This window comes from Collinsella aerofaciens, from assembly GCF_018785265.1.
Classification (GTDB): Bacteria; Actinomycetota; Coriobacteriia; order Coriobacteriales; family Coriobacteriaceae; genus Collinsella; species Collinsella aerofaciens_AI.
On sequence record NZ_WQPK01000007.1, the window covers coordinates 1 to 23,732 of the forward strand.

The 23,732-nt window shown below is 59.3% G+C and carries 24 protein-coding genes; 18 read left to right on the plus strand and 6 right to left on the minus strand.

Annotation, left to right across the window (positions count from 1 at the left end):
- Positions 1-184: 184 nt before the first annotated feature.
- The 15 genes from GPK42_RS01040 (at position 185) to GPK42_RS01110 (ending at position 12,687) form a co-directional block, all read left to right on the plus strand.
- The gene (locus GPK42_RS01040) at positions 185-1,561 is read left to right on the plus strand and encodes an SPFH domain-containing protein (protein ID WP_215692896.1); all 1,377 of its coding nucleotides are present in this window, start codon (positions 185-187) and stop codon (positions 1,559-1,561) included.
- A 12-nt stretch (positions 1,562-1,573) separates the two neighbouring features.
- On the plus strand, positions 1,574-2,275 hold the full coding sequence (locus tag GPK42_RS01045; RefSeq protein ID WP_161161665.1) for a hypothetical protein: 702 nt from the start codon (positions 1,574-1,576) through the stop codon (positions 2,273-2,275).
- Positions 2,276-2,329: 54 nt separating this feature from the next.
- A complete protein-coding gene (locus tag GPK42_RS01050) occupies positions 2,330-3,136 on the plus strand; it encodes a hypothetical protein (protein WP_161161664.1) in 807 nt (268 codons plus the stop codon).
- A gap of 72 nt (positions 3,137-3,208) precedes the next feature.
- A complete protein-coding gene (locus GPK42_RS01055) occupies positions 3,209-4,864 on the plus strand; it encodes a hypothetical protein (protein ID WP_215692898.1) in 1,656 nt (551 codons plus the stop codon).
- 43 nt (positions 4,865-4,907) lie between these two features.
- A complete protein-coding gene (locus GPK42_RS01060; protein WP_156599436.1) occupies positions 4,908-5,099 on the plus strand; it encodes a hypothetical protein in 192 nt (63 codons plus the stop codon).
- A gap of 284 nt (positions 5,100-5,383) precedes the next feature.
- A complete protein-coding gene (locus tag GPK42_RS01065; protein ID WP_161161662.1) occupies positions 5,384-5,725 on the plus strand; it encodes a type II toxin-antitoxin system RelB/DinJ family antitoxin in 342 nt (113 codons plus the stop codon).
- Positions 5,725-6,192 (plus strand): PIN domain-containing protein, encoded by a 468-nt coding sequence (locus GPK42_RS01070; protein WP_204986881.1) that lies wholly within the window; start codon positions 5,725-5,727, stop codon positions 6,190-6,192. The genes GPK42_RS01065 and GPK42_RS01070 overlap by 1 nt, the downstream gene beginning before the upstream one ends.
- A gap of 65 nt (positions 6,193-6,257) precedes the next feature.
- A complete protein-coding gene (locus GPK42_RS01075; RefSeq protein ID WP_215692900.1) occupies positions 6,258-6,725 on the plus strand; it encodes a PTS sugar transporter subunit IIA in 468 nt (155 codons plus the stop codon).
- Positions 6,726-6,912: 187 nt separating this feature from the next.
- A complete protein-coding gene (locus GPK42_RS01080; protein WP_215692902.1) occupies positions 6,913-8,136 on the plus strand; it encodes a peptidylprolyl isomerase in 1,224 nt (407 codons plus the stop codon).
- A gap of 54 nt (positions 8,137-8,190) precedes the next feature.
- Positions 8,191-8,634 carry a GatB/YqeY domain-containing protein gene (locus tag GPK42_RS01085; protein WP_006235801.1) on the plus strand — a complete coding sequence of 148 codons (444 nt, stop codon included), beginning with the start codon at positions 8,191-8,193 and terminating at the stop codon, positions 8,632-8,634.
- A 353-nt stretch (positions 8,635-8,987) separates the two neighbouring features.
- Positions 8,988-9,719, plus strand: a complete 732-nt coding sequence (locus GPK42_RS01090) for an amino acid ABC transporter ATP-binding protein (protein ID WP_022094215.1) — start codon at positions 8,988-8,990, stop codon at positions 9,717-9,719.
- An 8-nt stretch (positions 9,720-9,727) separates the two neighbouring features.
- Positions 9,728-10,603 (plus strand): transporter substrate-binding domain-containing protein, encoded by an 876-nt coding sequence (locus GPK42_RS01095; RefSeq protein WP_215692904.1) that lies wholly within the window; start codon positions 9,728-9,730, stop codon positions 10,601-10,603.
- A gap of 25 nt (positions 10,604-10,628) precedes the next feature.
- Positions 10,629-11,375, plus strand: coding sequence for an amino acid ABC transporter permease (locus GPK42_RS01100; protein ID WP_215692906.1), 747 nt, complete (start codon positions 10,629-10,631; stop codon positions 11,373-11,375).
- Between the two features lie 3 nt (positions 11,376-11,378).
- Positions 11,379-12,017, plus strand: a complete 639-nt coding sequence (locus tag GPK42_RS01105; protein ID WP_215692908.1) for an amino acid ABC transporter permease — start codon at positions 11,379-11,381, stop codon at positions 12,015-12,017.
- Positions 12,018-12,063: 46 nt separating this feature from the next.
- Positions 12,064-12,687: a cytidylate kinase-like family protein gene (locus tag GPK42_RS01110; protein WP_055251542.1), complete on the plus strand. Its 624-nt coding sequence runs from the start codon at positions 12,064-12,066 to the stop codon at positions 12,685-12,687.
- Positions 12,688-13,148: 461 nt separating this feature from the next.
- Here the strand turns inward: GPK42_RS01110 and gltA are convergent, their stop codons facing one another.
- The 5 genes from gltA to glmU form a co-directional block, all read right to left on the minus strand.
- Positions 13,149-14,558 (minus strand): NADPH-dependent glutamate synthase, encoded by a 1,410-nt coding sequence (gltA, locus tag GPK42_RS01115; protein ID WP_215692910.1) that lies wholly within the window; start codon positions 14,556-14,558, stop codon positions 13,149-13,151.
- Positions 14,549-15,388, minus strand: coding sequence for a sulfide/dihydroorotate dehydrogenase-like FAD/NAD-binding protein (locus GPK42_RS01120; protein WP_006235793.1), 840 nt, complete (start codon positions 15,386-15,388; stop codon positions 14,549-14,551). The genes gltA and GPK42_RS01120 overlap by 10 nt, the downstream gene beginning before the upstream one ends.
- Positions 15,389-15,762: 374 nt before the next feature.
- Positions 15,763-16,392, minus strand: a complete 630-nt coding sequence (gene pth / locus GPK42_RS01125) for an aminoacyl-tRNA hydrolase (RefSeq protein ID WP_215692912.1) — start codon at positions 16,390-16,392, stop codon at positions 15,763-15,765.
- Between the two features lie 223 nt (positions 16,393-16,615).
- On the minus strand, positions 16,616-17,602 hold the full coding sequence (locus GPK42_RS01130; protein ID WP_152076387.1) for a ribose-phosphate diphosphokinase: 987 nt from the start codon (positions 17,600-17,602) through the stop codon (positions 16,616-16,618).
- A gap of 192 nt (positions 17,603-17,794) precedes the next feature.
- Positions 17,795-19,207, minus strand: a complete 1,413-nt coding sequence (glmU, locus tag GPK42_RS01135; protein WP_215692914.1) for a bifunctional UDP-N-acetylglucosamine diphosphorylase/glucosamine-1-phosphate N-acetyltransferase GlmU — start codon at positions 19,205-19,207, stop codon at positions 17,795-17,797.
- A 196-nt stretch (positions 19,208-19,403) separates the two neighbouring features.
- On the opposite strand from glmU, the gene GPK42_RS01140 reads away from it, so the two are divergent.
- From GPK42_RS01140 to GPK42_RS01150, 3 genes are read left to right on the plus strand one after another with little or no spacing between them, the layout of a single operon-like run.
- On the plus strand, positions 19,404-20,291 hold the full coding sequence (locus GPK42_RS01140; protein ID WP_338404307.1) for an energy-coupling factor transporter transmembrane component T: 888 nt from the start codon (positions 19,404-19,406) through the stop codon (positions 20,289-20,291).
- Entirely contained in the window at positions 20,291-21,934 is a 1,644-nt protein-coding gene (locus GPK42_RS01145; RefSeq protein ID WP_215673693.1) for an ABC transporter ATP-binding protein, read from the plus strand. Before GPK42_RS01140 ends, GPK42_RS01145 begins: the two co-directional genes overlap by 1 nt.
- Before the next feature lie 4 nt (positions 21,935-21,938).
- Entirely contained in the window at positions 21,939-22,652 is a 714-nt protein-coding gene (locus tag GPK42_RS01150) for a DUF6580 family putative transport protein (protein WP_215692916.1), read from the plus strand.
- A 149-nt stretch (positions 22,653-22,801) separates the two neighbouring features.
- Here GPK42_RS01150 and GPK42_RS01155 read toward each other — a convergent pair whose 3' ends face one another.
- On the minus strand, positions 22,802-23,620 hold the full coding sequence (locus GPK42_RS01155; RefSeq protein WP_215673691.1) for an exodeoxyribonuclease III: 819 nt from the start codon (positions 23,618-23,620) through the stop codon (positions 22,802-22,804).
- Positions 23,621-23,732: the final 112 nt, after the last annotated feature.

The window sequence follows — 23,732 nt, forward strand, 5'->3', positions numbered from 1 at the left end:
TCAGATTCTAGGACGAAGGCCGTTCTTCGTTAAACGGGCGCTAGAGCGTCACCCTTACACCAACATTTTCGACGCGATCGGATAGATTGAGACGCACGGGCTTTCGATGCGCCTGTCGGCTCGGCATTTCGCAATTCATTAGACACGCGGAGCGCGTGGTTTGGGATTAACGAAAGGAATCAGCATGTCTCTGTTCCATAGCGATAACGAAAAGGAAGAAAAGCACAGCGGAATACTCGGTGCCTTTTCTGTCGACAATATCAAATGGGAGCCTGGCAACAACGAAGATGCCTCGCTTGTCTCATTCCGCTATCCCTACGAGGATTTCCCCAACGGGTCCTATCTTCAGGTTGCGCAATCGCAGATTGCCGTTTTTACCAACAATATGGGGGCGGGCAGTTCTACTGACGCTACGGGTGCCGGCGATTCTCAGGTAAGCGTGTTTGTCGGTCCGTGCAAGATCAAGCTCGACACGGGAGACAGCCGATTCGCCCCGTTCCGCAATGCCGCTCATTCGCTTACCGGCGGTAGCTCGGCGTTTCATTCCGTTGTGTACTTTATCAATACCAACTACATGAACGAGCTACGCTGGGGCACGACCGAGCCCATCATCGTTCAAGACCCTGAGGAAGACGTCAACGTTCACGTTCGCGCCTTCGGTTTGTTTGGCGTGCATATCGAACAGAACGATTTGAGTCTGGTTCCCATTCAGGCGAGGAAGTTCCTTGTTAAGGTCGTGGGCACGCGAGATCGCTATACACGAGAAGAACTTACCTCCTTTATGCGGGCAAAAATCCTTGAGTATGTTCCCGACTTGCTTGCTAAGGCGATTGTTGACCAGGAGGTTTCCGTTCTTAAAATTGCGACGCATCTGAGCGACTTCTCGTCTCAGATGCAGGTCAAGCTCGTTAACTATTTCGATGAGTTTGGTCTCACACTCGATAACTTCTCGTTCAACAGCATCAAGCCCTTCGAAGAGGATCTTGCCGCCATCAACGAGATGAAGATCCAGCGTAAGCGGAGCATTCTCGAGGCACAGGGTAACGCTGCCCAGATGGACATCGAGTCCGAGGCACTTGCCAGGAAGCGTGCGCGCGAAGGCTACAACTATCAGCAGGAGCGCGGCATGGACGTAATGGAGGGTGCTGCGGGCAATGAGGGGAGTGCCGCATCGGGCCTCATGGGAGCCGGCATGGGACTCGGCATGGGCGTTGGCATGGGCGGTGCATTTGGAGCTGGCTTCTCCAACTTGGCCAACCAGACCATGGGCGCTGTTGCTCCCATGGTTGGAACGGCTTCCGCGTCCGCAGGTATGCAAAACGGTCTCGTGTGTCCCGGTTGCGGAAACGTTAATCCGATGGGTGCTAAGTTCTGCCTGGAATGCGGACAAAAGCTCGAGCAGGGTGTTGCGTGTTTGGCGTGTGGGCATCTTAACCCGGTCGGTGCCAAGTTCTGCCTTGAGTGCGGGAACCGGTTGACCTCGCCAAGGTGCCCGAGCTGCGGAGCCGAGTTGCCGGAAGGGACCAAATTCTGCCCCGATTGTGGAACTAAGATCCAATAAGGAGAAACAAAGATGAACGGTTCTGTTAAACGTGTCATTTTGGGCGAGGCAATCGTCTTGGTGGCGTGGCTTGTAATCATGTTTGTCTGCAAAAACGCGCTGATGAACCCTATCGTCTTTGCTATGTCGCTTGGTTTTGGGGTTTTGGCTTTTGCGGTGGCTTCGATTTCGGCTACCATGTCCGATAAGCAGTCCACGGTCAAAAGCACGACCGAAATCCATTATTTGCCGATTGCATCCAGCTGTGCCTATTTTGTTGTTGCCCTTCTTGCCAATACGTACTTTGCGTTTGTGGCGTATGGGTGGGGCGGCAGCACGATCCCGGTTGTCGCAAACGTTGTTCTTCTCGTTGTGCTTGTCCTTGTGCAGATGGGTCTTGGCTCCTATGCCCGCCGGGCAGACCAAAAGGTTGCCGCCGCCCTCGCAAAGACGGTTCAAACGGCACAGTTCGGATCATATGTGGGGCAGCTTCTTGCCGTAGCGGAGGACGCTCAGGTTAAAGCCGAACTCAAAGGGCTCAAGGATGACATCTCCTTTAGTTCCAACATGTCGCACCCCCATGTTCAAGAGATCGAGCGACAGTTCTCCGCCGCGCTTGAGGCGGTCTCGAATTCCATGAGTGCCGATGAGCCGGCAGATGTTACGGTTGGCCTTGTCCATGATGCGCGCAATATCTGGAAAAAGCGCAATGCGGCGCTGACCGCTGTCAAATAAGGGCTCGCGCTGCTTTTTACCAGGGCACTTTGATGGTTGAAGTGGGGGAAGCTATTGGAAATCAACGGAATAACTTGCGAGGGCTGCGGCAGCACCGATGTCGAGTTTGACCCCGCAACTCGAAAGGTTCATTGCAACCAGTGCGGTCGCGAGATGTACTATTCGCGGGCGCGTCTGGGGGCCACGGGCAAAATCGCGTTTGCCAAGGACAATGCCATCAAGTTTTTTAAGGGCGGCAACTTCCCGGAGGCCCGCAAATTTGCCGCGGACGTGCTCAATATGATGCAAGACAACGCGGCGGCACAGTTTATGGTTGCGTACTGCGATGAGTTTTGCGAAGGTCTTTCGGGTTCGATGACGGTTTTCTTTAAAAGGGCCGAAGATATCCCTCTCGAATATGATGAGGTGCGTGACTTGATCGACTTGTTTGAGTCGACGCTCTACAACATGCGTGACTTTGAGGTTCAGATGGTATCGCTCGTGGTCGCCAATATGCAGAGCATGGAGGATCGGTCTCGACTTGAGAACTTTATCGATGCTGTGTGCCCGTTCTGCATAGCGCGGTATGCTTCGGAAGACTTTATGACTGCAGAGCGGGAGAGTTTCTATCAAGATATTGCCGCCAACTGCAATACACCCAAAACGTGTCTTGCACTACTCAAGGGCATTAGAGAGAACCCCGGGTCCCCCTATAAAACTGGTTCGTTTGCGTTACGAAGAAGGACTTCGTACTTTTTCGAACACTATGTGGAGCCCGTCGGTCGCATCGTCAATTCGATGAAGGCAAGCCAATACAAACAGAAGTTTCTTGTGGCCTATCAGCAGGTGTCCGAGCAATACCGAAGCATGGCCTCTCAATAAAGCAGATGGCGGGCGCTTACTCGCTTAAAGCTATTGGATGATCTAAACAGTGCAAACTGAAAGGTGGTACAGATGAGTGATTCGGGAGTAGATACTGTCCTTATCGAGCGCAGGATCGCCGCTATTGGAACAAAAGTTGACCAGATGACCACGAAGGTCGATAAGGTCGAATCGCAAATGGAGGAAGTGCGGAAGGACCTTAAAAAGCTCCGAAAGGACTTTCTCGAGATGATGCTCGAGCAGCGTCGTACCGCCGCACTTGAGCAGGCGACTACGGAGCTCGTGAGCGTCCGGCAGGAGATGGACAAAAAGTTCGGCAACTACTCAGTGGTTCGAAACACCATGGTCGGTATTCTCCAGGCAACCGATGCGGCGCTCGTGCGCAAGGCGACGATTTCGACGGTCTCCGAGGAGTTAATGATCTCTACCCCGGACTACTGGCTGGCACCTGTCCTGGTTGCCCTTGCGGCATGGATCAACAACAACCGAGATCTTGCAGAGCGCGCAATACGCGAGGCTGTCAAACGTGACAACGAGCACACGTCGCTTGCGATGGCTCTGATCTGCAGACGTAATAACCGCACGGCTACGTGCTACGAATGGTTAGCGCGCTACTTCTCGACGCAAAACGCCGCCCGCATCGATGCCGATGCGATGGTCTACATCGATGCCTATATCAACGGCATCTTTGGAACCGACGAAAAGCACCTGTGCGACGACTATATGGCGGGCTGGATCGAGCAGATCAGAAATCAGAGCCCTGAGTTCGAGAATGAGCAGTCAGAGTCATGGGCGGAGTACTTTACCGGCTACGAGGAGGATATGAGTTCGAGATATCCGGCGCTCAAGGTGGTGGTCAAGGAGTTTGACTACATCAATAAGTATCTCGGAAAAGTCGAGGCAATCGAGAGCATCTCCAATGACTTCGCCGACCTCAAGGCTTCTGATGTTGACGAGAGGACGCTTGCCGAGCAGGTTGACAGGCATTTGATGGAGCTCGTTAACTCCGATGACTCCAAGGAGCGAAATTTGCGCCGCCAGGAGGAGTATCTTCTTGCGGTCAAGGCATTTGGCGGAGACGTGGAGCGCGCCCGAGAGCTCGTCAATCGTCGCCGCGATGAGAAGCGTCAGCAGACGATGAACATCATCGACCAGATGACACGCTCGATGCGCGACCAGAGTGCGTCTGTGGATGTGCATAAGAAGAAGACCGCGATTCAGTTTTTGGGTTCCTATATCAACGGTGGTTTCAACCGGTATCGCAAGAGCGACATCCCCGAATTTCCGCAGGCGATCACCCTTGACTTCGACGGATGGACAAGCAGGGCGGTTACCGGCGATGAGGGTAATGCGCTGCGCGGCGATTATGTTCGCTATGTCGGTGAAGAGAAGAAAAAGGAGCTCGCTGAGCTTGATGTCAAGGTTGCGAAGGGCAACAAGAGCCACAAGATAGCGGCCGTTGTCCTCGCTGTTTTGGGAGTAGCTTTCTTTGCGTTTGTAAACCAGGTTATTGGCGTTCTGCTTCTTGCGGGGGCTGGCTATTGTCTAGTAAAGACGAGCCTCTCGGGCAAGCAGCGCGCTACGGAGGCAGAAGAGATTGAGGCCAAATACTCCAAACGCATCCAGGAAGGCTGTTCCGAGATCGATCTGGCGCTTAATCAGTGGAAGAGCGCGAAGGAAGCTGCGGCCGAGCGCAGCGACCTGCTTAAGCTTGAAAAGGTTGCCTAGCCGGTAGGATTTGTCTCGATAATCCATGAATGGAGTGAAAAAGATGGCTGATGAAGTGACTGATTTCGACCATAACGATGCTGCAATGCAGGACCTCGATGCATTGAGCGAGCTCGATAGTCTGTTTGAAGAGGACGAGCGACTGAAGCAAGCTGAGAACAATGTTTTGACCCAAAATCTCACGGGCTTCGCAAACTGCTTTCCCGATTGGGATTTGCATCCGCCGGTAGCGTAGAAAAGCGCTTGAAGCACAAGCTACGATCATTTGGAAACATCGATGTTTCTGCGGGCTAGAAGCCATGGGGCTTTTGGCCCGCTGGCTTTCATATGCCGGTCGGCGGCATAGGGCATCAATCGTATTCTAGATTCTTGGACGCCAGGCCGACTCGCTTCGGATCGGGCGCTACACCACCTTTCTCGACACTACCAATCTGACAGGGCCTCGTCCGTTCTCGGTCGGGGCCCTTTTGTGTGACCTAACAGGTTTGCTATACTGCTAGCAAGTAGGAAGGAGCCGCTATGGGTACAGCAACAGTGCAGCTCAACACGCGAATCGATCCTATGCTCAAAGCTGGTGGCGATGCGGTCCTCACTCGCAATGGATTGGGGCCGAGCGATGCCATTCGTGCGCTTTGGGCCTATCTCGTCGAGCATCAAACGTTGCCGGGATTTATGGTAGCGGATAAGCGCGAGGCATCCCGTGCGGAGAGTCTGGCCGAGCAGGGAAGTGGCCTGGCTTTTTCTTCGTTGGGGCTGAGCGCGTCGGATTTTGCACCGGCCGAATCTTCGGCGGAAGACTGGGATGCCGTACGGGATGATATGTATGATGCGATGATTGCCGACATCGAGGCGAATTGCTGATGATTGAGGCAAAGCATCTCTTGGTAGATACGAACGTTTGGCTCGATTATTACCTGCAAGAGGGGGCGTTCGACGAAGCGAGAAGATTGGTTGAACTGGCCGAGGCAGGAAAGATCGACCTTCTGTATGCGCCAACGACGGCAAAGGATGTATTCTATCTTTTGCCTCGGCGTCTAGCCCGGCGGAACGTGAATGGGATGAACGTGTCGTTTGCCTCGGCGTCATGGGCCTGCATTGAGCACATGATGCAGGTGGCAACCGCCTCTCCGCTTTCGTTGGCAGAGTGCGAGATGGCGCGCATGCTTGGCAAGCGCATGCCGGATCTTGAAGACAACCTCATCATCGCTTCGGGCGAGACGGCAGACGTTGACTACGTAGTCACGAGCGACCGGCGCATGCTGGAGGAGATGCCCGAAGTTTGCCTGACGCCTGCCCGCGCACTCGATATGATTGGGATCCTAAACTAACCTTGCCTGTCTCGTTTCGCTATCATATGGGGCATTGTGAACCTCATGCAACTTTGGAGGACGGTATGGCGGATAACGCCGAGATGCTATTCTCGCCTGAGCTGGTGTTTTTTGATTGGGAGTGCGCGACGCCGGGTGAGGTGTTTGCGCGCCTCGAGGGTGAGCTTGCCCCGCGCGGCTACATTACATCCGGTTGGCTCGATGCCGTCCGCGCGCGCGAGGATGCCTATCCCACGGGCCTTGCCATGCCGGCGGCCAACATCGCCATCCCGCACACCGATCCGGGGTTTGTGGCTAAGCCCTATATCGCGGTGGTGAAGCCCGCATCGACCGTGACGTTTAATGCCATGGCGGGCATGGGTGCCCCGGTGCCGGCGCAGATCATCATCAACCTGGGCATTGCCGAGCCGGGCGGGCAAGTCGAGGCCCTGCAAGCGCTCATGAATATCTTTATGGATGCCGATGCCGCAGCCGATGTACTCGGCCAAACCACGCCGCAGGGCATGGTCGACGCCATCCGTCGCCACTTTTAAGGTCGGCGCTGGGGGACTGTCCCTAACTGCCGGCAGAAAAGGAACGTCCCTAATTGCCAACTGCCAGACTTGTCCCCTTTGCACCAAAATGGTGCAGATTAACCTGTCCCCCATGCACCAGGTGTGCCGCGGGGGCTGCGTTGTGACACAATGGCGTTTGTTCGATTCGTGATGCGAAAGGCCAAACATGGCAAACAAGAAAAAGAACCCCGAGGCCGCGCCGACGCCCGAGCAGCGGTCCCGCGCCGCCTCCAGCTCTCGTAAGAAGCAGCGCAAGACCTATGTGTCCAAGACCGTCAAGATTGTCCTGGTGGTCATCGGCGTGCTGGCGATGCTGCTTTCCGTCTCGGCCATGGCGTGCTCCGGCCTGATGTCGCAGACCGAAAGTGCCAGCTCGGGCTATAAGCTTACTGGTGGCGTGGCTGCTACCATCAACGGCACCAACCTCACCGAGGACACCGTGACCAAGCAGATCATGAGCATGCGCACGTCCTACGGCTACACCAAGGACAAGGACTGGGCACAGTACCTGGTCGACAACGACCTCACACCCAAGAAGTACCGCAAGCAGCTCATCGACTCCTACGCGCAGCAGATTCTGCTTCAGCAGGCGCAGAAGGAAAACGGCGTGACGGTGTCGGACAAGGAGGTCGAGAAGGCTTGGAAGGACGCGTGCAAGAGCGCGGGCGGTGCCAAGACCTTTAAGAAGACGCTTAAGACCTACGGCTACACCGAGGACACCTACAAGGATTCGCTCAAGGAGAGCCTGGCGCAGCAGAAGCTCAAGGATGCCGTGGCACCCACCAGCAAGCCCAAGGACAGCGAGATTGTCGATTACATCAATGAGAACCTGTCCAACTACAACGATGCCCGTCGTTCGTCGAATATCCTGATCAAGGTCGATTCCGACGCTTCCGACGAGGACAAGGCTGCCGCCAAGGCCAAGGCGCAGGAGTGCCTGGACAAGATCAACTCCGGCGAGCTGAGCTTTGAGGATGCCGTGAAGCAGTACTCTGACGACACCGGCTCCAAGGAGAAGAAGGGCGATGTGGGCTGGGACAAGCTCACTACCTTCGTCGACAGCTATCAGGCGGCACTCGGGGGACTCAATAAGGGCGATGTGAGCGACGTCGTCGAGTCGACCTATGGTTATCACATCATCAAGTGCACCGACTACTTCCATGTCGATAATCAGGTCGATGACATTAAGCAGGTGCCCAAGGAGATCAAGAAGTACGTCTCCAACGTGGTGAAGACGCAGGCGGCAAGCACCGCGTACAGCGAGTGGCTGGAGCAGTACAAGAAGGACGCCGACATCACCGTTAACCCCATGCCCAAGGACGTGCCGTACAACGTCAGCCTGAAGGGCGTCACCAAGAGTCCGACCGACGATTCGTCGACGACTAAGTAATCATGGGGCGGCGCCCGCGTGAGTGCCGCCCATGCTATTGAGGAGGATATGCAGATGACCAACGAAGAGCTGCAGAAGGAAATGATCGCGGCCATGAAGGCAAAGGACAAGGTTCGCCTGTCCATCATTCGCCAGGTTAAGGCCGAGGTGAAGAACATCGAGGTCAACGAGCGTCGCGATGTGACCGAGGAAGACGTCAACAGCATGATCAAGCGTCTGATTAAGCAGACGAGCGAGACGCTGGAGATGTCCATTAAGGCCGGTACCGACCAGGAGCGTACCGACAACCTGACCGAGCAGGTCAAGATTCTGGAGAGCCTGCTGCCCGCACAGGTTTCGGGCGAGGAGCTCGAGGCCCTGATCGAGCAGGTTATCGCCGAGCTGGGCGCCACGTCCAAGAAGCAGATGGGCCAGGTCATGGGTGCGCTCGGCAAGGCCACCGGAGGCAACTTTGACAAGCCTGCGGCGGCAAAGATCGTCGGCGCAAAGCTTGCGTAATTTGTTACGCGGTTTTACCAAACCGCGTAACGGCTCGACGCTGCAAACCCGTACACGCGAGCAATCTGACGTTCAATTTCAAGGGCGCGACCATAAGGTCTGCGCCCTTTCATTTCACGTCACCTTGCTCGCGTGTACGGGTTTTCGCTGACTTATGCTCAACAAGGGCGGTTGGAAGCGCTCATTGGGGACAGGCTTAAATGAGTGCCCAATGGGTGGGTACTCATTTAAGCCTGTCCCCAATGAGCGGGTTAAAGGTTGCGGGTTCTTTACGGGAATGTAGTGTGGGCTGCGGAAACGTGGTTCTTTCCGTACAATAGTTCAACTCATGTAAACGCAGGGAAGGGACATTCATGGCAGACATGATCGAGATCAAGCATCTCAACAAGTACTTTGGCGATCTGCATGTGCTCAAAGATATCAACCTTACCGTCAAGCGCGGCGAGAAACTCGTAATGATCGGGCCTTCCGGCTCGGGTAAGTCGACGCTCATCCGCTGCGTCGATTATCTTGAGGAGCCCACGTCGGGCGAGGTCGTCATCGACGGTACGCCGCTCACCAAAAAGAATCACCTGGAAATGGCTCGCAAGTATAGTTCCATGGTGTTTCAGCAGTTCAACCTGTATCCCAACATGACGGTGTTGGGCAACCTGACGCTCGCGCCCATCAAGCTGCAAAAGAAAAGCAAGGAGGAGGCGACCGAGATTGCCATCGCCGCGCTCAAGCGCGTCGGCATGGCGCATAAGGCCGGTGAGTATCCGCAGAATCTCTCGGGCGGTCAGCAGCAGCGCATCGCCATCGCTCGTGCCCTGTGCACCAAGCAGCCCATCATCCTGTTTGACGAGCCGACTTCGGCGCTCGACCCCGAGATGGTCCAGGAGGTTCTAGACGTTATGATTGAGCTCGCGCAGGAGGACATCACCATGATCTGCGTGACGCACGAGATGGGCTTCGCGCGCCAGGTTGCCGATCGCGTCATCTTCATGGAGGACGGCCGCATCCTGGAGGAGGGCACGCCCGAGCACTTCTTCGATAACCCCGAGAACCCGCGCTGCCGTGAGTTCCTGTCCAAGATTCTGCACTAGGCGCGGTGATGGACATGACGGATATGACGAGGGCGGCCGTGTCGCGCCGCCACTTTTTGCAGCTGGCCGGCGCCGGCATGCTTGCGCTGACGGGGACCGCGCTTGTCGGTTGCGGCAACTCCACCAGCGGCGAGGGCTCCGACAAGGGGTCCAAGCTTGCGGCCATTAAGTCGCGTGGCCATCTGAATGCCGGCGTTAAGAAGGACGTTCCCGGCTATGGCTATTACGACACCGCCAAGGGCCGCTTCGAGGGCATGGAAGTCGATTTGTGCTACCAGATCGCCGCTGCCGTCTTTGGCGTGAGCTACAAGGAGGCCCGCGCCCAGGAGCTTGTCGAGTTTACCGACGTAACGCCCAAGACGCGCGGCCCGCTGATCGATAACGGCCAACTCGACGTGGTCGCGGCGACCTATACCATCACCGACGAGCGCAAGAAGAGCTGGGATTTCTCGACGCCGTACCGCACCGACTACGTGGGACTCATGGTCAAGAAGCGTTCGGGCTTTACCTCGATTGAGGACTTGGACGGCAAGGTCATTGGCGTGAGCCAGGGTGCCACCACGCAGGGCCTGATCGAGCAGATGATCAAGGACAACGGCTTTAGCTGTAAGCCCGAGTTTAGGGCCTTTAGCGGCTATCCCATCATCAAGAGTTCCCTCGACGCCGGCAATATCGACGTCTTTGCCATGGACCGCTCCACGCTGGCCGGCTACATGAACGAGACCGTTGAGCTGCTGCAGCCCGAGGTCAAGTTTGGCGAGCAGGGCTACGGCGTGGCGACCAAGAAGGGCTGCGACCTTTCGGCCGTGGTCGATCAGGTGATTTGCGATCGCCTGGCCGACGGCTGGCTCGACCAAGAGGTCAAGACCTGGGGTCTTGTATAGGCGCATCGTCCAAGGAAGGAATCAAATGCTCGAAGGATTATTTGACGCCGACCGTTGGTCGACGACATTTCAAAACATGGGGCCCTTCTGGGAGGGCTTTGGCGTGACGCTACAGGTGGTCGTTGCCGGTCTGCTGCTGTCGCTGGTGCTGGGCACGCTGCTGGGCGTGTTCTCCACCACCCGTTCGCGCGTGCTGCGCGCCATAAGCCGCGTGTACGTGGAGTTTTACCAGAACACCCCGTTGCCCGTGCAGGTGCTCTTTATGTACATGGCCGGTCCGCAGTTTTTGCAAGCCATAACCGGTGCCGACCAGCCGGTGCGCATCGCGCCGTTCGTGCTGGGCTTCTTGGGTGTGGGCCTGTATCATGCGGCCTACATTTCGGAGGTCATCCGCACTGGTATCGAGGCGGTTCCGCGCGGTCAGATGGAGGCGGCCCAGAGCCAGGGCTTCACCCGTGCCCAGGCGTACTGGTACATCGTGCTGCCCCAGACGTTCAAGATCATTCTGCCGCCGCTGTGTAACCAGGCACTCAACCTGGTCAAGAACACGTCGGTGCTGGCGCTTGTGGCCGGCGGCGACCTTATGTACCGTTCCGACAACTTTGTGAGTCTGTACGGTTACCTGCAGGGATATATCGTCTGCTGCCTTATGTACTTCATCATCTGCTTTCCGCTCGCCATGCTGGTGCAGTGGCTCGAGCGCCGCTCCAAGGAGCGTCCGCACGGCGTGAGCCTGGCCGAGTTGGGGCTCGACAACGTAGAGGAGGCCTAGCGCATGGAAATCTTCAACGCGACCAACCTGCTCTACATTTGGGGCGGCTTTGTTAAGACAATCGAGATCTCGGCGCTGTCGATCTTTTTCTCGCTCATCTTTGGCACGGTGCTGGCGCTTGTTAAAAGCTATGCGCCCCGCCCGTTCCGTATTTTGGTGAGCGCCTATATCGAGCTGTTCCGCTGCACGCCAAACCTGCTGTGGATCCTTTTTATCTACTTTACGGTGCAGGGTTTGGATATTGTGATTTCGACCATCGCCTTTACGCTGTTTACCAGCGCCGTTATGGCCGAGATTGTGCGCGGCGGCCTCAACTCGATTCCGCGCGGCCAGTTTGAGGCAGCGCAGAGCCAGGGCTTTGGCTTCTTTGCCACCATGCGCTACATCATTCTGCCGCAGACGTTTAAGACGATCATTCCGGCGCTGTTTAGCCAGTGCACGACTGTCATCAAGGACAGCTCGTATCTTTCGGGCATTAACGTGGCCGAGCTCATGTACACGGCCAACGTCGTGATGGCCCACGCGATCGACCTGTCGCAGGTGCTTATGCTCTACGGCCTGGTGTTTGCGATGTACTTTGTGCTCAACTTTGGTATCTCGCTGCTGGTGCGAGCCTACCAGCGCCGCGTCGTGGCTGCATAATGTGACAAAGGGACAGTCCCTTTGCCACACAGAGAAAGGAATCGCGATGAGCGATCTGGAGAATAAGAAGAATCCTGTGGTCATTACCATTGCGCGCGATTTTGGTGCCGAGGGTCACGAGATTGGCCGCATGCTTGCCGACGAGTTGGGGATTCCGCTGTACGATAACGAGCTGCTGGTACGTGCGTCGCTGCGCGCGGGCGAGTCGCTCGATAAGATGGCCGCCTACGACGAGCGTCTGGCCGTGGAGAACATGGCGTTCCTGCCCGACCGCTACGATGCGCGCTCGTACTCGGACAAGTTGTTCCAAAAGATGAGCCAGGTGATTTTGGACCTGGGCGAGACTGAGAGCTGCATTATCGAAGGCCGTCTGTCCGATTACCTGCTGCGTAACAACCCCAACCACATTGCCGTGTTGGTGACCGCACCCTTTGAGGACCGCGTCGAGATCGTGCGCAAGAAGCGCGGCCTCAACAAAAAGAAGGGCGCCAAGCTGGTCAAGCAGCAGCAGAAGGCGCGCGAGGCGTTTTACAAGCGCTACAGCGCCGGCAAGTGGAAAATGACGAGTGGTAAAGACATCGTCGTCAACCGCGCCAAGCTGGGTCGCGAGGGCTGCAAAGACGTTATCGCCGCTGCCTACCGCTACAAAGTGGCCCAGCTCGAAGGCTAGCCGATCAAAACCACCACAAAGGGGACAGGTACCTTTGTGGTGGTTTTTGTTTTAGGCCGAGGGAAAGGCCTTGGCGGCAGTGCCTATCCTCGGCTTTTGCAAAATCTCGATCTGTAACACCAAGCCAGCGAAAAAGGCTCTAACTGTTACAGATTTAGATGAACCGTTCGGCCGTCAGCCCAACGTCTTGATCTGTAACACCAGGCGGCATATTTGGTCTCTTACTGTTACAGATTGAGATGCGGCGTGGGCGGCCGGCACAATATCTCGATCTGTAACAACTGCAGGGCTCAACGGACTCCAGCTGTTACAGATTGAGACAAAACGATCAGGCAAGTCCAAAACCACCACAAAGGTGCCTGTCCCCTTTGTGGTGGTCGGGCGGCCGGCATAGAAAAAAGTCCCCGCCGGGCGTGTGCTCGACGGGGACTTTGTCGTTTGGCGGCTAGTGCTGTAGGTGATTACTCGCCCAGCAGGCTCTTGGTGATGGAAGCGGCGGCCTTCTTGCCGGCGCCCATCGCCAGAATGACCGTAGCGGCACCGGTGACGATGTCGCCGCCGGCCCAGATGCGGGGATCGGTGGTCTGGCCGGTCTCCTCGTCAGCGACGATGTAGCCCCACTTGTTGAGCTCCATCTTGCCGCCGATCTTCTTTGCGAAGGGGTTGGCGTTGGTGCCGATAGCCGAGATCGCGACGTCGCAGGGAATCTCCTCGATGGCGCCCTCGATGGGCACCGGGCGACGACGACCGGACTCGTCGGGCTCGCCGAGCTCCATCTTCTGGACCTTGACGGCGCATACGGAGCCGTCCTCGCCAGGGACAAACTCGAGCGGGGAGACGAGCGGCAGAACCTCGACGCCCTCGGCCTTAGCGTGGTGCAGCTCGGCGCGACGGCAGGGCATCTCGTCCTCGGTACGGCGGTAGGCGATGATGGCGTGCTCGGCGCCCAGACGCTTGGCGGTACGGACGGCGTCCATAGCCACGTTGCCGCCACCAAAGACGACGACGTTCTTGCCGTGTTTGGTGGGAGTGTCGTACTCGGGGAACTTGTTGGCCTTCATCAGGTTCACGCGGGTGAGGTACTCGTTCGCGAAGAAGACGTTGGGCAGGTTCTCGCCGGGGACGTTGAGGAACTTGGGCAGGCCAGCGCCGGTCGCCACGTAGATGGCGTCGAAGCCCTGCTCGAACAGCTCCTCGGCCGTGGCCATGTTGCCCACGACGGAGTTGTACTCAAACTTGACGCCCATGTCCTCCAGGCCGTCAATCTCGCGCTTGACGACTGCCTTGGGCAGACGGAACTCGGGGATGCCGTAGACCAGCACGCCGCCGCCGGTGAAGAAGGCCTCAAAGACGGTGACGTCAAAGCCGTTACGGGCGAGCTCGCCGGCGCAAGTGATGCCGGACGGGCCGGAGCCGACGACGGCGACCTTCTTGCCGTTCTTGGGGGCCATCTTGGGCGTGGAGGCGAGCTCGGGGCGGTCACCCAGGAAGCGCTCGAGCTGGCCGATGGCCACGGGCTCGGACTTCTTGCCACGGATGCACTTGCCCTCGCACTGGTTCTCCTGCGGGCAGACGCGGCCGCAGATGGCGGGAAGCATGGAGTCCTCGCGGATGGTATCGAGAGCGCCGCCGAAGTCCTTCGCGCGGATCTGCTCGATAAAGCGGGGGATGTTGATGTTGACGGGGCATCCCTCAACACAGAACGGCTTCTTGCAGTTGAGGCAGCGCTCAGCCTCGGCCAGCGCCATCTCCTCGGTGAAGCCCTTGTCGACGGGGCGGAAGTCGCAGGCGCGCTCGGCAGCCGGCTCCTCGTTATCGGGGGTGCGGGGCGACTTCATATCGGCAACGAAACGACCGTTAACTAGTGGCATGCGCAGCTCTTTTCCTCATAGGCCTTGAGGGACTCGCCCTCTTCGGAACGGTAAGCGGCCTGGCGGGCACGAAGGTCATCCCAGTCGACCAGGGTGGCATCGAAGTCGGGGCCGTCGACGCAAGCGAACTTGGTCACGCCGCCCACCTCGACACGGCAGCAGCCGCACATGCCGGTGCCGTCAACCATGATGGGGTTGAGCGACGCGGTGATGGGGGTGTCGTACTTCTGGGCGGTGAGGGTCGAGAACTTCATCATCGGAACGGGGCCGACGCAGAAGACCTGGCTCACGGCCTTGTCCTGCAGCAGGCGCTCCAGCGGAGCGGTGACAACGCCCTGCTCGCCGTAGGAGCCGTCGTCAGTGGTGATGTGGATGTGGTCCTCGTCGAGGAGCTCGCGGAACTGGTCCTCCATGAGCAGGAGGTCCTTGGTGCGGGCGCCCATGATGGCGTGCACCTCGTGGCCGGTCTCGACCAGGTGCTTGGCGACCGGGAAGGCAATTGCCAGGCCGACGCCGCCGCCAATGACGGCGCAGGGGCCCTCGGCCATCTCGGTGGGAACGCCCAGCGGGCCCACGACGTCGCGCAGCGACTCGCCGGCCTCGTAGGTGGACAGCATCTCGGTGGTCTTGCCGATCACCATGAAGATGAACTCGACCCAGCCCTCGTCACCGTTCCAGCCGGCCAGGGTAAACGGGACACGCTCGCCCGTCTCGTTGGCGCGAACCATGAGGAACTGTCCAGCGTGCGCATGCTTGGCGATTGCGGGCGCCTCGATGCGGAACTTGAACACCTTCTCCGAGAACTGCGTCTTCTCCAGGATCTTATACATAGAACCCCTCTCTTGTTAGGGCTGCCGAACCGTGCCTCCACGGAAATGGACGGTAGCCCGAATAAAACCGTACGTGCACAGGCGTTGTGCAGACATACGGTGCAAATTATACCCTCATGGACATGTCACTTACGTGTGTCTTCGGCGGTTGGGAGCAGGGTTTATCCACTGCGGCTTGCCAAATAGGGGCAGGTTTATTTTGGTCAGTTTTATCAGGTAAAACGGCAAAGGGGGCCGGCCTCGGGTTGTGGTGAGGCCGGCCCCCTTTGGGGCGCTATGTGTGCATGGCGGCGCGCGGTTGATTGCGATGCCGCAACCGGGGCGTTTCCGCAGGTAAAACCTGCCAAAATAAACCTGTCCCTAAATGGTGGGTTTTAGTGCTTGCCGTTGGCGGAGGCGGCGCCGTTGACGTGGTCGCGGGCATAGACCACGCCGTGCACGATCGCCAGGCCGGCGGCGTCGGCCGCGCGGGCGCAGGTGTCCTGGAAATCCTCGGCCTCGCGGGCGCGCAGCTGCTTAAGCACGTAGTCGGCGACGGCCATCTTGCCGGGAGGGTTGCCGATGCCGGTGCGGATGCGGCTGAAGTCGCGGCTGCCCATCTTGTCGATGATGGAACGCAGGCCGTTGTGGCCAGCATGGCCGCCGCCCACCTTGACGCGCACGTCGCCGGCGGGAATATCGAGCTCGTCGTGGATTACGAGCAGCTCCTCGGCCTTGATCTTGTATTCGCGGCAGAGCTTGGAGATGGGGCCGCCCGAGGTATTCATGTACGACTGCGGCTTGACCAGCACAATCTGGCGCTTGCCGTCCTCTTCCTCGGGGTCGTTGATGTTGATGAGCGCGACCTCGGCGCCGGCCTGGTTTTTCCAGTACGTGACGCCGGCCTGACGGGCCAGTTCGTCGATTGCCTTAAAGCCGGCGTTGTGACGGGTCTCTGCATATTCCTCGCCCGGGTTGCCAAGCCCGGCAACCATGCGAATCTTGAGCGGCTGTGCAGCTGCCATATGCTTCCTTTCGTTACACAGAAGTTTAATCAACGACAAAGGCTACCACGCCCGCCGAAGGCGAGACTTCGTTTCAGCGAAATCCCACCAGACAAAAGCACGGCTGCGGCAGAGCAAGCCGTCGGAACAGAAGAAACCCCCGCGCGACCTTTGCGAAGCAAGGGGGAGCGCGGGGGTTTCTTCTGTTCCGACGGCGATGCGCCGGGTTGCAAGGACGATGCGACTACAGCGCGAAGTCGCCGCCGACGAGCGTGGAGACGGGCTCCTCGTGGTAAACGGCGGAGATGGCCTGAGCGAACTCCTCGGCGACCGAGATGGTCTTGATCTTGCCGCCGACCTCGACGGGAATGGCGTCGGTGACGAGGCACTCGACGATCGGGGCGTCGTTCAGACGCTCGATGGCCGGACCGGAGAAGATGCCGTGGGTGGCGCAGACGTAGATGTCGCCGGCGCCCATAGCCTTGAGCTCCTTGACGTTGGCGCACAGGGTGCCCGCGGTGTCGATCATGTCGTCGTTGATGATGCAGGTCTTGCCCTCGATATCACCGATGATGCCCATGACCTCGGCGGCGTTGTGGCGTGGACGACCCTTGTGGGCGATAGCGAGGCTGCAGCCGAGCATGTCGGACAGCTTCTTGGCGGCCTTGGCGCGACCCACGTCGGGGGAGACGACAACCAGGTTGTCAGTGTCGAAGTGCATGTTGTTGTAGTACTGGCCAAACAGCGGCAGTGCGGACAGGTGGTTAACCGGGATATCGAAGAAGCCCTGGATCTGACCCTGGTGCAGGTCGAGGGTGATGATGCGGTTGACACCGGCGCGCTCGAGCAGGTTGGCGACGAGGCGGGCAGTGATGGGCTCGCGCGGGCCGGCCTTGCGGTCCTGGCGGGCATAGCCGTAGTGGGTGATAACGGCGGTGATGGAGCGGGCGGATGCGCGCTTGGCAGCGTCGGTGGCGATGAGCAGCTCCATGAGCATGTCGTTGACGTTGCCGCCGGCCACGGACTGAATCAGGAAGACGTCGGCGCCGCGGACGGTCTCGTCGTAGCGGGCGTAAATCTCACCGTTGGCGAACTGCTTTAGCGTAAGGCCCGAAAGCTCGACCCCAAGGTACTCAGCGATCTTCTGAGCGAGGGGACGGTTGGAGGAACCGGAATACACGCGGATGGACTTGCGCATATTCTCCGACTTCTCGGGATCATTAATCGGCATTACCCTTCTCCTTTATACATCGAATGCCATATAGATGCCTTTTTGCATTGTAACCGTGCGGCGGGGTTATTCGGGTCTTGATAACGTCTTTACCGTCAACGGACACGAACCGACCACTCATCCGGTCGCGCAGGTCACGATAGAAAAAGGAGCCGTCCCCATGGAACAGCTCCTTTTGTGCTTGGCAAAGCGTTATGCCTCGTCGTCCTCGTGCAGACGGCGGCGATAATCGGCGGCCCAGCCCTCAATATTTACCTGACGGGCGCGGCCCAGACCGAGTGCGTCGGCCGGAACCGGCTCGGTGATGACGGAGCCGGCGGCCACGAGTGCACCGTCGCCAATCTGGGCGGGCGCGACCATCATGGTGTCGGAACCGATGAAGGCATCCTTGCCGATGACGGTCTTGTGCTTGTGGACGCCGTCGTAGTTGCAGGTGATGGAGCCCGCGCCCACGTTGACGCCGGAGCCCATGGTGGTGTCGCCGATGTAGGACAGGTGGGGCACCTTGGAACCCTCGCCGATCGTGGACTTCTTGATCTCCACGTGCGTGCCGGCCTTGGAGCCGTCGAGCATGTGGGTGCCCGGGCGCAGGTAGGCGCGCGGGCCGCAGTCGACGCCGTTCTCGATGACGGCCTCGATGGCGATGGTCTCATCGATGATGCAGCCGCTGCCGACGGTGGTGTCGGTGAGGCGGCTGTTGGGGCCGAGCTGGCACTCTTCGCCCACGGTGACGTGACCGATCAGATGCGTCTGCGGCCACACGATGGTGTCTCGGCCGATGACGGCATCGGGGCCGATCCAGGCCTGCGTGGGATCGATGAACGTGACGCCCTTGGCCATCCAGTGCTCGTTGATGCGGTCGCGCGCGATGGCGGTGAGCTGCGCGAGCTGGATGCGGCTGTTGACGCCCAGGCCGTCGCGGTAGTCGTCACAGTGGAAGATGGAGACCGCCTGGCCGTGACCCTTGAGGATTTCGAGCATGTCGGGCAGGTAGTACTCGGACTGTGCGTTGTCGTTGCCGATCTCGTTGATGTGGGCGGCAAGCTGCGCGCCGTCGAAGGCGTAGCAGCCGGCGTTGCACTCCAGCAGCGTGGCGGCCTGCTCGGGCGTGCAGTCCTTCTGCTCGATGATGCGCTCGATCTGGCCGTCGGCGCCCAGCTTGATACGGCCGTAGCCAAAAGGATCGGGCGGGGTCATGGTCATGACGGTGCAGGCGAGCTCGCCGGTGGCGACGGTCTGCGCGAACTTGGCGACGGTGTCGGCGGTGATGAGCGGCAGGTCGCCGTTGAGCACGACGACGGGGCCTTGCGTGATGCCGCAGGCCTCGAGCGCGACCTTGACGGCATGGCCGGTGCCCAGGCGCTCGGTCTGCTCGACGCACTCGACCTTGGTGGCGCTGTTGTCGTAGGCACCATCGATGAGGGCGCGCATCTCGTCGGCGTGGCTGCCGATGACGACCACGACGCGGCTGCAGCCGGCCTTGATGGTGGCGTCGACGATCCACTGAACCATGGGCTTGCCTAGGATCTTGTGCGAAACCTTGCAGTGGTTCGACTTCATGCGGGTGCCCTCGCCGGCGGCGAGGATAATTGCGGTTGCGTCCATGTGATCTCCTGTTACGTTATAGAGACGTGTGTTTGGAAACGATACACGGCGCAATATGATACCGCAGGCATATGATGAGCGCGTAACGATTGATGCGCGGCAGCTGAGGCTTGGGCCGGCGGTACGGCGTTTGCGCTGGTTGTGTATGGTGGCGGCGCTGCGGCGTTGACGTTTGAGCGAGGGGACGGGGGTGCCCGTGGACAACATACGAGAGGAGTTTGGCAACGATCCCGTCGCGGCATTTTCGATGTCGCATCCGGCGGTGCCGGCGCTCTACATGGTGCTGACGTTGGGGCTCACCATGTTCTCGATGCAGCCGGTGCTGATTGCGCTGTCACTTGCGGGCGGGTTGGCGTATGGATTTGCGACGCGTGGGGCTGCCCGCACGCTGGGCGCACTTCGCTGGCAGCTGCCGGTGATTTTGATTATCGCGCTGGTCAATCCACTGTTTAGTGCCTCGGGCTCGACGGAGCTGTTCCGTATTGGCATGCGCGCGGTGTATCTGGAGAGCATGGTATACGGCCTGTGCATGGGCGGGCTGTTTGTGGCGAGCGTGCTGTGGTTTGAGGCCGCGGCGTCGATGCTCGAATACGACAAGGTGCTCGCGCTTTTGGGTAACGCCGCACCGGTGATCGCGCTCATGATCTCGATGTGCATGAGGCTTATCCCGCAGTTTTTGCGCCGCGGCCGTACGGTGCTGGCGGTGCAGGATGCGATTGATGTGCCGGGCCGCGCGCCGGCCGACCCCGTGCGCTCGCGCCTGCGGGCATCGAGTGCATTGATGGGCTGGGGCATGGAAGATTCGTTGGAGCGCGCGGACGCGATGCGCTCGCGCGGGTGGGGCGCCGCGACGCGTCGTACGACGTATGCGCGGTATCGGCTGGGGCGCAGCGACGTTGCCGCGCTGGTTGGGCTTGCGCTGTTTGGTGCTGCCGCGGTGGCGGTGGCGTGGACCGCGACGACGCAGTATTCGTTTTATCCGCAGCTCTCGGTGCCGGCGCCGTGGCCGGGCTATGTCGTGTGCGCTGCCTGGATGGTGCTGCCTTGCGCGTTGCACGCGATTGATGAGAAGAGGTTTGGCTGATGGCTCGGTTGGATAGCTGCTCGGTAACGGGCGGGGCGTGCGGCTCCGATGTGCCTGCGATTGAGGTGCGGGGCCTTAGTTTTGCCTATCCCGGGGCCGAGGCACCGGTGCTCGAGGGGCTTGATTGGCGTGTTTCCCAAGGTGCGTTTGCGCTGCTTGTTGGCGGTACCGGTTCGGGCAAGTCGACGCTACTCTCGCTGCTCAAACCCGAGATCGCGCCGACGGGCGAGCGCGCTGGCGAACTGCGCGTGCTGGGCGAGAGCGTTGCCGACATGGATGTTCGGACGTCCGCGGAGCGCGTGGGCTATGTGTTCCAGGATCCCGAGAACCAGATCGTGTGCGAGACCGTGTGGCACGAGATGGCGTTTGGCCTGGAAAACTTGGGGCTAGCGCGTGACGAGATGCGTCGTCGCGTGGCCGAGACCAGCTATTTCTTTGGGCTGGAGGATTGGCTCCACCGCGATACCGATACGCTTTCGGGTGGTCGCAAGCAGCTGCTGTCGTTGGCCGCCGTGTTGGCGCTCCGCCCGCGCGTGCTGCTGCTCGATGAGCCCACGTCTCAGCTCGACCCCGTTGCCGAGAAGAGTTTTCTGCATGCGCTGTTTCGCGTGAATCGCGAGCTGGGCTGCACGGTTGTTGTGGCGACGCATCAGCCGCGCCCAATGCTCGAATACGCGACGTGTGCGTACCGGATTGAGGACGGTCGCGTGCGCGAGGTGGCGGATATGGCTTCTTTGGGACGCCGAGAATCGCTGTTGTCCGATGACATGTTGGGGTGGGGTGCCATCCGATGTGCAAATAAAGGAGTATTCAGCAGGCGTGAGGACAATTTGGGCTCTCTGGAGCCGCCCGGGGACGTATCGAGCGCGAAAAAAAGTTCGGAATTGGACAAATCGTCTGAATTTGTGGCGCAAACGTCGCTCGAGAACGGCTCGGAAGCCTTCCCGCGCACGGATGGAAGCAGAATACTCCAAAAAATGCACGCTGGGTCGGCTACCACCCTGGCAGGGAGCTGGTTTCGCTACGATCGCGCGGGCGGTTGGGTGCTGCGCGGGCTCGATGCGTCGTTTTCGGCTGGCGCGGTGCATGCGGTTGCGGGCGGTAACGGCTGCGGCAAGTCGACAATGCTTTCGGTGCTGGCGAAGACCGCCAAGCTGCAGCGCGGCCGCATGGTGCGCGGGGCGGCCTCGGCGGCGCTGCTGCCTCAGAATCCCAAAGCATTGCTGGTTGCCGAGACGGTTCGCGATGAGCTGATGGAATGGTCCTCGACCTGCGGATATGACGAGAACTTGGCGCGGGAGCGTGCGGTGCAACTTGGACTGGACGGCCTGGAGACGCGCCACCCCTACGACCTCTCGGGCGGACAGCGCCAGCTGCTCGCACTGGCAAAGCTGCTGCTGATCGGCCCCGAGCTGCTGCTGCTTGACGAGCCCACGAAGGGCTTGGACCTGGAGAGCCGCCGCATCATCGCCCGCGCCCTGCGTGACCATGCGAAGGCTGGCGGCACCGTCATCATGGCTACGCACGATTTGGACTTTGCCGAGCAGGTAGCCGACGACGTCGCCATGATGTTTGACGGCGAGATTGCCTGCATGGAGCCCCCGGCCGACTTCTTTGCCGACAACGTGTTCTATAGGGCGTGATGGGATGACGGATTATCGCGTTTCGCGCCTACTTGCAAAACTGGAGATCCCGCTGTTGTTGGCGGTGCCGGCGGTGATGGCTGCCGCGTTGCTGGCGGGTGTTGAGCAGGCAGCGTTGGCCATGCTGGTTGTGGTGGCGTTGGTACTTGCGCTGTTCTTTGCGGGTTACGAGGCATCTCGTCCGGGTTTGCGCCAGATTATGCCCACGCTGGTGCTGGCGGCGCTGGCGGCGGCGGGGCGCATCCTGTTTGGGCCCATTCCCGACTTTAAACCGGTGAGCGCCATCGCCATTATCGCGGGGGCGACGCTTGGTCGCCGCAATGGTTTTATGGTTGGCGCGCTGGCAGCGCTGACCAGCAATTTCTTTTTTGGGCAGGGCATGTGGACGCCGTGGCAGATGTATGCCTGGGGGCTCGTGGGATACGTTGGCGGTGTGCTGGCGTATGCGGGTGCGTTCGACCGCGCCGACGGCACCGTGCGCATGCCAGCGCTGCTGGCGTACGGCTTTGCGTCGGGCCTGCTCTATGGCGTCGTGATCAACGCGTATGACATCATTGGTTTTGTACAGCCGCTTACTTGGGCGGGTGCCGCGGCGCGTCTTGCCACGGCAGTGCCGTTCGATATTACGCACGGCCTTGCGACCTGCGTGTTTTTGGCCGCCTTGTACAAGCCTTGGTGTCGCCGCATTAACCGTGTCGTCGTGAAATACGGGCTGTAAGGCATTTCGCATTCCCTCACGAACTTGCGGTGGAATAGTTCTCGTTTTTGGCTATTTGCTGCCCAAACAGGAACTATTCCACCGCAACTTATAGGGGGAGAGGGGCCACACAATCTGTTTTCCTCTGTCCCCCCAGGAATTACTTGGGGCTAGAGTTCTAGCGTGAGGGTGACGGGGCAGTGGTCGCTGCCGAAGATGTCGCCGCGGATGCCGGTGTCGCGTACGTTGTCGGCGATTGCGTCGCTTACCAGGAAGTAATCGATGCGCCAGCCGGCGTTGTTCTTGCGGGCATTAAAGCGATAGCTCCACCAGCTGTAGACGCCCTCGACGTCGGGGTTTGCCGCGCGCCAGGTATCGGTAAAGCCGGCGTTGAGCAGCTCGGTAAACTTGCCGCGTTCCTCGTCCGAAAAGCCTGCGTTGCCGCGGTTGGACTTGGGGTTCTTAAGGTCGATCTCCTCATGCGCCACGTTAAAGTCGCCGCAGGTTACGACGGGTTTGCCGGTCTCGCGCTCGAGCGCGTTCAAAAAGCCGCGGTAGGCATCGTCCCAGGCCATACGCACGTCGATGCGCGCGAGCTCATTTTGTGCGTTGGGCGTGTAGACATCCACAAACCAGAATTTGTCGAACTCGAGCGCGCAGACGCGGCCCTCGGTTGCGGCTTGGGCGACGAGCACGGCCGCCTCGCCTTCGCCGGCGTAGGGCAGCAGCGCATCGGCGCACAGTACGCGCAGCGGCTCCTGGCGGCTAAAGACCGCGGTGCCCGAATAGCCTTTACGCTCGGCGTAGCTCCAGGTTTGGTGATAGCCGGGCAGGTCAATATCGACCTGGCCTTCTTGCAACTTGGTCTCTTGCAGCGCCAGGATATCGACGTCGAGTTCTTGCGCGATCTGGATAAAGCTCGGGTCCTTTTTGAGCACGGCGCGCAGGCCGTTGACGTTCCACGAGGCGAAAGTGTAAGTCTGAGGCATGGTGTCCTTTCGACGGGGTTGGCAGGCTTAAGATTAGCGCAACAGGGGCGGGGTGGGATCCGCGCATGCTGACTTAAAGGCCGCATGCTGGGACGTCGCTCAACGCTGCCCG

Coding starts and splice junctions, on each gene's coding strand:
- gltA (WP_215692910.1), bottom strand. CDS start 14,558: ATGCCACTAGTTAACGGTCGTTTCGTTGCCGATATGAAGTCGCCCCGC.
- GPK42_RS01070 (WP_204986881.1), top strand. CDS start 5,725: ATGATTGAGGCAAAGCATCTCTTGGTAGATACGAACGTTTGGCTCGAT.
- GPK42_RS01065 (WP_161161662.1), top strand. CDS start 5,384: ATGGGTACAGCAACAGTGCAGCTCAACACGCGAATCGATCCTATGCTC.
- glmU (WP_215692914.1), bottom strand. CDS start 19,207: ATGGACGCAACCGCAATTATCCTCGCCGCCGGCGAGGGCACCCGCATG.
- GPK42_RS01155 (WP_215673691.1), bottom strand. CDS start 23,620: ATGCCTCAGACTTACACTTTCGCCTCGTGGAACGTCAACGGCCTGCGC.
- GPK42_RS01075 (WP_215692900.1), top strand. CDS start 6,258: ATGGCGGATAACGCCGAGATGCTATTCTCGCCTGAGCTGGTGTTTTTT.
- GPK42_RS01095 (WP_215692904.1), top strand. CDS start 9,728: ATGGACATGACGGATATGACGAGGGCGGCCGTGTCGCGCCGCCACTTT.
- GPK42_RS01110 (WP_055251542.1), top strand. CDS start 12,064: ATGAGCGATCTGGAGAATAAGAAGAATCCTGTGGTCATTACCATTGCG.
- GPK42_RS01120 (WP_006235793.1), bottom strand. CDS start 15,388: ATGTATAAGATCCTGGAGAAGACGCAGTTCTCGGAGAAGGTGTTCAAG.
- GPK42_RS01085 (WP_006235801.1), top strand. CDS start 8,191: ATGACCAACGAAGAGCTGCAGAAGGAAATGATCGCGGCCATGAAGGCA.
- GPK42_RS01100 (WP_215692906.1), top strand. CDS start 10,629: ATGCTCGAAGGATTATTTGACGCCGACCGTTGGTCGACGACATTTCAA.
- GPK42_RS01105 (WP_215692908.1), top strand. CDS start 11,379: ATGGAAATCTTCAACGCGACCAACCTGCTCTACATTTGGGGCGGCTTT.
- GPK42_RS01060 (WP_156599436.1), top strand. CDS start 4,908: ATGGCTGATGAAGTGACTGATTTCGACCATAACGATGCTGCAATGCAG.
- GPK42_RS01055 (WP_215692898.1), top strand. CDS start 3,209: ATGAGTGATTCGGGAGTAGATACTGTCCTTATCGAGCGCAGGATCGCC.
- GPK42_RS01130 (WP_152076387.1), bottom strand. CDS start 17,602: ATGCCGATTAATGATCCCGAGAAGTCGGAGAATATGCGCAAGTCCATC.
- GPK42_RS01150 (WP_215692916.1), top strand. CDS start 21,939: ATGACGGATTATCGCGTTTCGCGCCTACTTGCAAAACTGGAGATCCCG.
- pth (WP_215692912.1), bottom strand. CDS start 16,392: ATGGCAGCTGCACAGCCGCTCAAGATTCGCATGGTTGCCGGGCTTGGC.
- GPK42_RS01090 (WP_022094215.1), top strand. CDS start 8,988: ATGGCAGACATGATCGAGATCAAGCATCTCAACAAGTACTTTGGCGAT.
- GPK42_RS01080 (WP_215692902.1), top strand. CDS start 6,913: ATGGCAAACAAGAAAAAGAACCCCGAGGCCGCGCCGACGCCCGAGCAG.
- GPK42_RS01040 (WP_215692896.1), top strand. CDS start 185: ATGTCTCTGTTCCATAGCGATAACGAAAAGGAAGAAAAGCACAGCGGA.
- GPK42_RS01045 (WP_161161665.1), top strand. CDS start 1,574: ATGAACGGTTCTGTTAAACGTGTCATTTTGGGCGAGGCAATCGTCTTG.
- GPK42_RS01145 (WP_215673693.1), top strand. CDS start 20,291: ATGGCTCGGTTGGATAGCTGCTCGGTAACGGGCGGGGCGTGCGGCTCC.